Here is a 5892-nt window from a genome sequence, read left to right on the forward strand (position 1 = left end):
GTATTATAAAGCAGGCCGTCTGAACAACGTATAATACGGAAAAATTAGATTTATTTACGGAAACCGATATGACCCACACCGTCCATTTGCAGTTTGAAGAAATTGACAATACCGTGTTGCAACGCCTGTGCGGCGCGCTCGACAGCAATCTCGAAGCCTTAGGCAAAGCCCTTGATATCCAAATCAGCCGTCGCTTCGAACATTTCACCTTCATGGGCGAACTGGCACACGCCGGCCGTCGTGCCTTGCTGTCGCTTGCCGAAGCCGCAGAAAAAGGCGACTTGGACGACAACGCCATCAGCCTCGCGGCCGTCGAAGCAAAAACCGCAGATGAAAAACACGAAGAAAAACACCACGACCAACAATACTATTTCCGCACCAAACGCGGCAGCATCAGCGGCCGTACCCCGCGCCAAAACGGCTATATACGCGCCTTGCTCAACCACGATGTCGTGTTCGGCTTAGGCCCTGCCGGTACGGGTAAAACCTATCTTGCCGTTGCCGCCGCAGTCGATGCCATGGAAAAACACCAAATCGAACGCATCGTTTTGGTTCGCCCTGCAGTCGAAGCAGGCGAAAAATTAGGCTTCCTGCCGGGCGATTTGGCACAAAAAGTCGATCCCTACCTGCGACCGCTTTACGATGCGCTTTATGATTTGATGGGTTTCGACCGCGTAACCAAACTGATGGAAAAAGGTTTGATTGAAATTGCGCCGCTGGCCTATATGCGCGGTCGCACCTTAAATGGCGCGTATGTCATTTTGGACGAAGCGCAAAATACCACGCCCGAACAAATGAAAATGTTCCTGACCCGTATCGGCTTCGGTGCCAAAGCAGTCATTACCGGCGACATCAGCCAAATCGACCTGCCACGCAACATCAAATCCGGCTTGAAAGATGCACGCGAAAAACTGCGCGATGTAGAAGGCCTGTATTTCCACACCTTTACCAGCGAAGACGTTGTCCGCCATCCTTTGGTGCAGAAAATCGTCGAAGCCTATGAAGCAGCGGAAGAACAAGTTGAAAAGAAAAATGGCGAATAATCTTTTCAAATACTTCAGGCCGTCTGAAAATCAAATTTCAGACGGCCTTACTACATCATTCTCCCCATAATACTGCTATAATCCGAAAATCAAGTAAAACAACGACTTCAAAAGGAAAAATATGACTCTCAAGCCACCCGTCCGAATCGCCGTTACCGGCGCGGCAGGCCAAATCGCCTACGCCACCCTCTTCCGTATCGCCGGCGGCATCATGCTCGGACGCGACCAACCCGTTATCCTGCAGCTGCTCGACCTGCCGCAGGCACAACAGGCATTGCGTGGCGTGATTATGGAAATGCAGGATTGCGCCTTCCCACTCCTTGCCGACATCTTCGCCACAGACGACCCCGAAGTCGCCTTCAAAGATGCCGACATCGCCCTCTTGATTGGTGCGCGCCCGCGTACCCAAGGCATGGAGCGTGCCGACTTGTTGCACGCCAATGGCGAAATTTTCAAAGTACAAGGCGCGGCGTTGAACAAAGTTGCCAATCGCAACGTTAAAGTCCTCGTCGTCGGCAATCCGGCCAATACCAACGCCTACATCGCCATGAAATCCGCACCCGACATCCCGCCGGAAAATTTCACCGCCCTGATGCGTCTTGACCACCACCGTGCCGTCAGTCAAATTGCCGAAAAAATCGACCGCCCGATTACTTCCATCGAGCAAATGTGCGTCTGGGGCAACCACAGCCCGACCATGTACGCCGACTACCGCTACGCCACCAGCAACGGCGAGTCCGTCCAAGACATGATTACCGAACCCGACTGGAACACCGAGGTCTTCATGCCGAAAATCGCCGGACGCGGTGCTGCAATTATCGCTGCTCGCGGTTCATCATCTGCGGCCTCCGCCGCCAATGCCGCCATCTATCACCTGCGCGACTGGTTGCTCGGCAGCAGCGGCAAATGGGTGACCATGGGCGTTCCATCCGATGGCTCTTACGGCATTCCCGAAGGTTTGATTTTCGGCTTCCCCGTCATTTGTGACGAAGGCAGCTACCGCATCGTCCAAGGCTTGGATTTATCGGATGAATTCAGCCAAAAACGTATTGCTGCTACGCTGGCCGAATTAGAAGAAGAACGTTCAGCCATCCAAGATCTACTCTAAAACAAAGGCCGTCTGAAACCAAATTTCAGACGGCCTTTACCGTGCAGCCTTATTCCGCTACATCAATGCACAAATATTTCAGTTCCAAATACTCATCCGCACCATATTTGCTGCCTTCACGTCCCAAACCGCTGCGTTTCACGCCGCCAAACGGTGCTACTTCATTACTGATTAAGCCCGTATTGATGCCGACCATGCCGTATTCCAAGGCTTCGCCGATGCGCCATTGGCGGGCGGTATCGGAGGTGAAAAGGTAAGCTGCCAAACCGTATTCCGTATTGTTCGCAGCCTCGATGACTTCGGCTTCGGTTTCAAAACGGAACACCGGACACAAAGGCCCAAAGGTTTCCTCGCGAGCTACCGCCATTTGCGCCGTAACGCCGCTTAAAACAGTCGGCTCAAAAAACGTTCCGCCCAATGCGCTCCGTTTACCGCCGGTCAGACAACTTGCGCCTTTAGCCAATGCGTCGGCGATGTGCTGCTCGACTTTCTCCACTGCTTTTTCCTCAATCAGCGGCCCTTGGTTCACACCATCCTCCAAGCCGTTGCCCAATTTGAGCGCAGCCACTTTTTCACTCAATTTGCGGCAAAATTCGTCGTAAATGCCGGATTGAGCGTAAACACGGTTGGTGCAGACGCAGGTCTGACCGCTGTTGCGGAACTTGCTGGCAAGTGCGCCTTCAACAGCTTTGTCCAAATCGGCATCGTCAAACACGATAAACGGCGCGTTTCCGCCCAGTTCCAAACTGAGTTTTTTAATGTCTGCCGCGCTATCGGCAAAAATTTTCGCACCGACTTCGGTAGAGCCAGTAAAGCTGATTTTGCGCACGGTCGGGTTCGTAGCAAATTCATGGCTGATTTCCGAAGCACGACCGCTGACAACAGGCAATAAATCCTGCGGCACGCCCGCTTCATAAGCCAGTACGGCCAACGCATACGCACTCAAAGGCGTGAGCGATGCAGGTTTGACAATCATCGCGCAGCCCACCGCCAAAGCAGGCGCAGCCTTGCGCGCAATCATCGCAGACGGGAAATTCCACGGCGTAATCGCGGCGGTAACGCCGATTGGCTGTTTCAACACGACCAGTTTTTGCGACGCCTTCACACTTGTCAGCACATCGCCGTCAATCCGTCGCGCCTCTTCGGCAAACCAGCGCACAAACGAAGCCGCATAATCGATTTCGCCACGCGCCTCGGTCAGGCTTTTGCCCTGTTCCATCGTCATGATACGCGCCAGTTCTTCTTTGTTTTCTTTAATCAAAAAATACCAACGCCACAACACATCGGCACGCTCCAACGCAGTTTTTGCCGCCCATAATTTTTGTACCGCCTCTGCCTTTTGAATCAAAAGCTTCAGGCCGTCTGAATCAGTCTTACGGACAAATGCCAAAGCCTCGCCCGTTGCCGGATTGCCAACTTTGAGGCCGTCTGAAATCGGGGAAAAGGAAATATCGGGGTGGTTGAGCAGTTGGGAAAAGGTTTTCATGGGAAACGACCTTTCTAAAACCGAGGATATATGTTCATTATCATATTCACACCATGAAAGCGCAACTGAATTGCAAAATAAGCCGACAGCAAATGCCGTCTGAATATCTTACAGCCGGTCTTTGGTTTAGCGACATCATATTCATCTTAATAACGAATGAAATACGATTATTAATACTCTACCTCAAAAGGATAAGACACATGTATTACAACAATTTGCTATAATACAAAACTCATTTCAACTCTCATCGAAAATCCCATTTTCAGACGGCCTTTGTCTGTTTATAAGGCCGTCTGAAATGTTTTCCGTCCATCCTCTTCTGCCGAGCCATGATTCCATCTGATTTCATTGACGAGCTTTTGTCCAAAGTCGATATTGTCGATATTATCGACGAGCAGGTTCCGCTGAAGAAAGGCGGGGCGAACTATATGGCCTGCTGTCCGTTTCACAAGGAAAAGACGCCGTCGTTTTCGGTCAGCCCGACCAAGCAGTTTTACCATTGCTTCAGTTGCGGGGCGCATGGTTCGGCAATTGGTTTTGTGATGGAACATCAGGGACTGTCGTTTCCGGAGGCGGTACAGTTTTTGGCTGATCGCGTCGGCATGGTCGTGCCTAAAGTGCGCGGGCAGAACGATAATCCTGAAGTCCGTGCCGAACGTAAGAAAAAGCAGCAGACGCTGGAGGAAACGACGGCGGCGGCGGCGGATTTTTATGCGCAACAATTGAAATTCAATCTGGCGGCGAAGGCCTATTTGGATAAGCGCGGCTTGAGTGCGGAAGTCATCGCGCATTATGGTTTGGGCTATGCACCTGATGGTTGGCAGCCTTTGGCACAAGTGTTCCAACCCTATCCTAATACTGCATTGGTGGATACGGGCATGGTCATCGACAACGAAGGCAAACATTACGACCGCTTTCGCCATCGGATTATGTTCCCTATCCGTAATCCGCGTGGGCAGGTCATCGGATTTGGCGGCCGCGTATTGGATGACTCCAAACCCAAATACCTGAACTCGCCGGATACTCCTTTGTTTGACAAAGGGAAAAACCTTTACGGACTATATGAAGGGCGTGCTGCCGTAAAAGAGGCCGGACGGATTTTGGTGGTCGAAGGCTACATGGACGTGGTCGCATTGGCTCAGTTCGGCGTCGGCTACGGCGTAGCGGCTTTAGGTACGGCAACCACGGCGGAACACGTCAAAATCCTGATGCGTCAGGCAGACAGTATTTATTTTTGTTTTGATGGCGACAGTGCGGGACGTAAAGCGGCTTGGCGCGCGCTGGAAAATGCATTGCCGCAATTAAAAGATGATAAATCGCTGCATTTTTTATTCTTACCCGAAGAACACGACCCAGACAGCTACATCCGCGCCTATGGCAAAACGCAATTTGAAGATGCCTTGTTAAACCAAAGCAAGCCCCTATCGGAATACTTTTGGGAACATCTTTCAGACGGCCTCAACCTCAATACGCAAGAAGGCAAAGCAGAATTGGTCAAAACCAGTTCTCCGCTTTTGGCTCAGATTACCGCGCCGGCATTGGGCTATCTTCTGAAACAAAAACTTAGCGAGCTGGTGGGCATTGACCCGGACAACCTCGCCCAGTTACTCGGACAAGAAGCGCCAAAGCGGCACGTCAAACAAAAAAGTTACAAACTGCCGCCTATTTCCGTCAAACAGCCAACCATGCTGACACTGGTTCAAAGACAGATACGCAGCCTCTTGATAAATCCGGCTTGGGCTTCATATATAGACCTGCCCGATTATCTGGCTTTAAGCGGCGACTTTGCCTGCCTTGCCAATTTGGCCGAAACCATCAAGCATCATGATACGACTCCTGCAACTGCACAAGTGCTTGAATATATGCGCGGTTCGCCCTATGAGGAAACCGTCAATCAAATCTTTTTATCGACCCTTCACTCTGAAGAAATGGAAGGGGATAACGAAGAAGATTGCGAAAGTTTCCAAATCGGCATGAAAAAGTTGTTAAATGAATTAAAATACAGTCAAATCGAAACTTTAAAGCAAAAAAGTATTCAAACTGGTTTGACCGAAAATGAAAAAAGACTATTGCTGTCGCTTTTGACGGCAAAGCAAAACTAACCCCTCAGGCCGTCTGAACAATCTAAATACACGCTGCGAAACATGACACGCAGAACACTCCATCTGTAATATTTTCAGACGGCCTCAGAGTATTAAAGTGAACTCTGATTTCACAACAAAAAGCTCTGCTCCGCCTTCAGGTACGGCCACATC

Annotated in this window: 4 protein-coding genes; 3 read left to right on the forward strand and 1 reads right to left on the reverse strand. The window is 50.7% G+C overall.

Going from position 1 to position 5892, the window contains the following annotated elements; all coding sequences use genetic code 11:
• Positions 1-68: 68 nt before the first annotated feature.
• Together ACTHUT_RS12710 and ACTHUT_RS12715 are read left to right on the forward strand one after the other, a co-directional pair.
• On the forward strand, positions 69-1043 hold the full coding sequence (locus ACTHUT_RS12710; protein ID WP_250600410.1) for a PhoH family protein: 975 nt from the start codon (positions 69-71) through the stop codon (positions 1041-1043).
• 121 nt (positions 1044-1164) lie between these two features.
• Entirely contained in the window at positions 1165-2151 is a 987-nt protein-coding gene (locus ACTHUT_RS12715; protein WP_250600408.1) for a malate dehydrogenase, read from the forward strand.
• 49 nt (positions 2152-2200) lie between these two features.
• Here ACTHUT_RS12715 and ACTHUT_RS12720 read toward each other — a convergent pair whose 3' ends face one another.
• Positions 2201-3637, reverse strand: a complete 1437-nt coding sequence (locus ACTHUT_RS12720) for an NAD-dependent succinate-semialdehyde dehydrogenase (RefSeq protein WP_250600406.1) — start codon at positions 3635-3637, stop codon at positions 2201-2203.
• A 329-nt stretch (positions 3638-3966) separates the two neighbouring features.
• On the opposite strand from ACTHUT_RS12720, the gene dnaG reads away from it, so the two are divergent.
• Positions 3967-5739 (forward strand): DNA primase, encoded by a 1773-nt coding sequence (gene dnaG / locus ACTHUT_RS12725; RefSeq protein WP_440418861.1) that lies wholly within the window; start codon positions 3967-3969, stop codon positions 5737-5739.
• Positions 5740-5892 lie beyond the last annotated feature (153 nt).

The sequence above is a fragment of the Neisseria sp. P0022.S010 genome, from assembly GCF_051956635.1.